This is a genomic window from Rhizobacter sp. (genome assembly GCF_031412075.1).
GTDB lineage: Bacteria > Pseudomonadota > Gammaproteobacteria > Burkholderiales > Burkholderiaceae_C > Rhizobacter.
This window is the reverse complement of record NZ_JANOCG010000097.1, coordinates 1-4,449: the sequence shown is the minus strand read 5'-3', so window position 1 is coordinate 4,449 and position 4,449 is coordinate 1. Positions and strand designations below refer to the sequence as shown.

The 4,449-nt window shown below is 65.8% G+C and carries 3 protein-coding genes; 2 read left to right on the top strand and 1 reads right to left on the bottom strand.

The genetic code is table 11. The annotated features are described in order from the left end of the window. Nucleotides 1-818: 818 nt before the first annotated feature. Nucleotides 819-1,787, bottom strand: coding sequence for a LysR family transcriptional regulator (locus RMO40_RS03700; protein WP_309716480.1), 969 nt, complete (start codon nt 1,785-1,787; stop codon nt 819-821). A gap of 125 nt (nt 1,788-1,912) precedes the next feature. On the opposite strand from RMO40_RS03700, the gene araD1 reads away from it, so the two are divergent. Together araD1 and RMO40_RS03690 are read left to right on the top strand one after the other, a co-directional pair. Beyond that, nucleotides 1,913-2,920: an AraD1 family protein gene (araD1, locus tag RMO40_RS03695; RefSeq protein WP_309716477.1), complete on the top strand. Its 1,008-nt coding sequence runs from the start codon at nt 1,913-1,915 to the stop codon at nt 2,918-2,920. 8 nt (nt 2,921-2,928) lie between these two features. After that, complete coding sequence (locus tag RMO40_RS03690; protein WP_309716474.1) at nt 2,929-4,365, top strand: aldehyde dehydrogenase family protein; 1,437 nt, start codon at nt 2,929-2,931, stop codon at nt 4,363-4,365. The last annotated feature ends 84 nt before the right edge of the window (nt 4,366-4,449 follow it).

Below are 4,449 nucleotides of genomic sequence, written 5' to 3'. Positions count from 1 at the left end.
TCACGGTGGATGCGGGGTGGAGCTGAGGCTCGCTGCCCTCGTCATTCCCGTGAAGGCGGGAATCCAGGTTTGTGGTGCTTCGCGATGGTGTTTCTTCTGCCTGCCGGCGGGTGCGTCGGGATGTGCCCCCGACAGGGCAGTAACTTTCTTTTGCTTCGCCAAAAGAAAGTCACCAAAGAAAAGGCGACCCTGCTCGTCGGTCGGCCTAGGGCCGACTGCTCTGCGCTGCTCGGTCTTTGGGGCACGCGCCGAACTCACTTCGCGGCCTTTGGCCGTTGCGTTCAAACAGGCGGCGCGAAGTCAGATGACGAAGCACGCTGCGCGTGCAGCCCCAAAGCCCTGCGCTGCTCGACGACTCACCAAGGGGACCCGAAGAGTAATACGGTCGTTGCTTCGCAACCTTCCCTGTCGACGCCTCGCGTCGCATCGGCGCGAGCGCAGCGATGCGCTTCTGGTGTTTGTCTCCCCCTTCGGACGAGCTGAGCAGCGCAGGGCTTTGCGGGGCGCGCGAAGCGCGCATCAACATCTAGCTTCGGGCGGCTGTTTGAGCGCAGCGGCCGCAGGCCGCGTAGCGAGTTCTGCCCGACCCGCAAAGACCGAGCAGCGCAAGGTAGCCCTCGCATCGCGAGGGCCGAGTCGGCAGGGTCGCTTTCTTTGCCCCCTTTCTTTGTCGACACAAAGAAAGGGGGTCGGCCGCCGGGCCGAACTCCCGGCGCGGCCTCACGCAGTGAACAAGAGCGACAACGCGAAGCGGCACACATTGGGCCATCCTAGATTCCCGCCTCCGCGGGAATGACGGCGCCTCCGATGACGGTGACTCAGTCGTCAGCAGACCCATCAAACCGGCTGCCATACACCGTCACCGCCGTCGCCTTCAACGCCCTCAACATCACCTTGGCCGCCGGCGACAACAGCTTGTCGGTGCGTGTGATGATGCCGAACGCATCCATGTGGCAAGGCAGCTCCATCGGCAAGATCGACACGATGCCGTGTGACGCGTAGTAGCGCGCCACGTCGGAGGCCACCACCGCGATCATGTCGCTCTGCTGCAGCATCTTGGTGATGAACAGCAAGGCCGAGGTCTCGATCACGTTGACCGGCGGCTCCAGCTTGTCTTCCTGAAACATCAGCTCGAAACGGTGCCGCAGCACGCTGCCGCTGGGCGACACGATCCAGCCCGCGCTGACCACGTCGCGCAGCCCCAGGTTGGCCACGTTCAGCAACGGGTGGCCCGGCCGGGTGATGGCGCACACGGGCTCTTCGGCCAGCACCTCGTAGCGCAGGTCGGTCTTGTCGTGCTGGGCGAACAGGCGGGCCACCAGCATGTCGAGCTTGCCGTGGGAGAGCCGCTCCATCAGCACGTCGCTGGTCTCGATCTGCAGCGCAATGCGCAGGCTCGGGTGCTCCTGCTTGACGAGTGCCACCGCCGGCGGCAGCAGCACCAGGCCCGGCGCGGTGATCGCACCCACACTCACCTGGCCGAAGCGGCCGGCTTTCAGCGCCTCCAGCTCGTCGTGCGCCTGGTTCAGGCTGGCCAGTGCCACGCGGGCGTGGCGGATCATGGTTTCGCCGTACCAGGTGGGCCGCATGCCGCGCGGCAGCCGCTCGAAGAGGGGTACCTCCAGCACGTCTTCCAGGTCTTTGAGCAGCTTCGAGGCGGCGGGCTGCGTCATGTTGAGCACCTGGGCGGCGCGGTGGATGTTGCCCTCTTCGGCCAGGGCCACGATCAGCAGCAGTTGACGGGTCTTCAGGCGCGCGCGGATGAACCAGTGGGTGTAGTTCGTCATGGAATCAGGGTGTTCGGGTTTTCATTGATCCCAAAGCGTATATCGGTTGGTGGCAAATATCTATTAGGAAGTTATCTCACGGATTCGTACCATGCGGCACTTTCATTGGGGGCTTGGCGAATCTCATGCGTTTGATCCAGTTCATCGACGACGACCGTTCCACGCGTGTCGGCCGCGTCAGCGAAGACGGGCTCACGGTGCGCCGCATCGGCGAATACCGCAGCAGCTTTGCGCTGGCCCAGGCGGCGGTGGCCAACGGCGTGAGTCTGCAGGCGCAGGCCGATGCCGCTTCATCACCCGGTGCTGCGGTCGCTTACGCCACCTTGCAAGCCGAACAACGCTTGCTCTCGCCCGTCACCCACCCCGACCCGGCGCACTGCCTCGTCAGCGGCACCGGTCTTACCCACCTGGGCAGCGCCGCCGCGCGCGACGCCATGCACCAGAAGCTCGCCGGGGGCGAAGAGACGCTGTCGGATTCGATGCGCATGTTCAAGTCGGGCCTCGAGGGTGGGCGCCCTGCAGACGGCACCACGCCCGGCGCGCAGCCCGAGTGGTTCTACAAGGGCAATGGCCACATCGTGGCCGCGCCCGGTGCGCCACTCACCATGCCCGACTTCGCGCTCGACGGCGGCGAAGAGCCCGAGCTGGTCGGCATCTACTTGATCGCACCCGACGGCACGCCGCAGCGCCTGGGGTTTGCCATCGGCAATGAGTTCTCAGACCACGTGACCGAGCGGCAGAACTACCTCTACCTCGCCCACTCGAAGCTGCGCGCCTGCGCGGTGGGCCCCGAGCTGCGCACCGGCGCGTTGCCCGAGCACCTGGCTGGCACCAGCCGCATCCGGCGCGGCAACCAGGTGGTGTGGGAGAAGCCGTTTCAAACCGGCGAGGCCAACATGAGCCACACCATCGCCAACCTCGAATACCACCACTTCAAATACGCCGCGCACCGCCAGCCGGGCGACGTGCACCTGCACTTCTTCGGCACCGCCACACTGAGCTTTGCCGACGGCGTCAAGGTGATGCCGGGCGACAGCTTTGAGATCGACCTGCCGGCGCTCGGTGCGCCGCTCGTCAACCCGCTGGCCCTGGCCGAACGCGGCTTCGCCTATGGCGGCGTGAAAGCACTTTGAGCATGGCCATGGCACAGAAATTCAAGAACTACATCAACGGCCGCTGGGAACACGGCGTGACCACCGGCGTCAGCGAGAACCCGTCGGACCTCTCCGACGTGGTCGGCGAGTACTGCCGCGCCGACATCAAGCAGACGCAAGAGGCCATCCGCGCGGCGGCCGATGCACGCAGCGCCTGGGGTGGCAGCACGCCGCAGCGGCGTGCCGACGCGCTCGACCAGATCGGCAGCGAAATCATCGCCCGCAAGAGCGAGCTGGGTGAGCTGCTGGCGCGCGAAGAGGGCAAGACGCTGCCAGAAGCGATTGGCGAGACCGTGCGCGCCGGCAACATCTTCAAGTTTTTTGCCGGCGAGTCGCTGCGCATCGGCGGCGAGCGCATGGCTTCGGTGCGACCGGGTGTCGACGTCGAGGTGAGCCGCGAGCCGGTGGGCGTGGTCGGCATCATCGCGCCGTGGAATTTTCCGCTCGCCATCCCCGCGTGGAAGATCGCGCCAGCGCTGGCCTACGGCAACAGCGTCGTCTTCAAGCCGGCGGAGCTGGTGACCGGCTGTGCCTGGGCGCTGGCCGAGATCATCAGCCGTGCCGGCTTGCCGGCCGGTGTGTTCAACCTGGTGATGGGCAGCGGCCGCCAGGTCGGCCAGGCCCTGGTCGACAGTGCGCAGGTCGACGCCATCAGCTTCACCGGCTCGGTCGCTACCGGCGAGCAGATCTTGAAGGCCACCGCCGCACGCCGTGCCAAGGTGCAGCTCGAAATGGGCGGCAAGAACCCCCTCATCGTGCTGAATGATGCCGACATGGAGCAGGCCGTCGAGTGCGCCGTGCAGGGCGCGTATTTTTCAACCGGCCAACGGTGCACGGCGTCGAGCCGTTTCATCGTCGAGGCCGGTGTACACGATGCGTTCGTGAGCCGCGTGCGCGACCGTGTGAAGGCCTTGCGTGTGGGCCATGCCTTGCAGCGCGAGACCGAGATCGGCCCGGTGGTGAGCAGCGACCAGCTGGCGCAGAACCTGTCGTACGTGGAGATTGGCCGCAACGAAGGCGCCGAACACATCTGGGGTGGCGAGGCGCTCACCCGCGACACGCGTGGCCACTACATGAGCCCGGCGCTCTTTCTGGCGCAGCCGCAGCACCGCATCGCGCGAGAAGAGATCTTCGGCCCGGTGGCCGTGGTGCTGCGTGCCGATGACTACGAGCACGCGCTCTCGCTCGCCAACGACACACCCTTCGGCCTGTGCGCCGGCATCTGCACCACCTCGCTCAAACACGCCACACATTTCAAGCGCCACATCCAGGCTGGCATGGCCATGGTCAACCTGCCCACGGCGGGTGTCGACTACCACGTGCCCTTCGGCGGGCGCAAAGGCTCCAGCCACGGCCCGCGTGAGCAGGGGCGTTATGCGGCCGAGTTCTATACCACTGTCAAGACGGCCTACACCTTCGCTTGAAGCCGGGCTTCACGACATGCAACGATCCCCAACTCACTGACATCGAGCCCCAAGAAGAAAACCGATTTCACCGCGTGGCGCCAA

Excerpts from the sequence above, each read along its gene's own strand:
- RMO40_RS03700 (WP_309716480.1), bottom strand. The coding sequence starts at position 1,787 with ATGACGAACTACACCCACTGGTTCATCCGCGCGCGCCTGAAGACCCGT.
- araD1 (WP_309716477.1), top strand. The coding sequence starts at position 1,913 with ATGCGTTTGATCCAGTTCATCGACGACGACCGTTCCACGCGTGTCGGC.
- RMO40_RS03690 (WP_309716474.1), top strand. The coding sequence starts at position 2,929 with ATGGCACAGAAATTCAAGAACTACATCAACGGCCGCTGGGAACACGGC.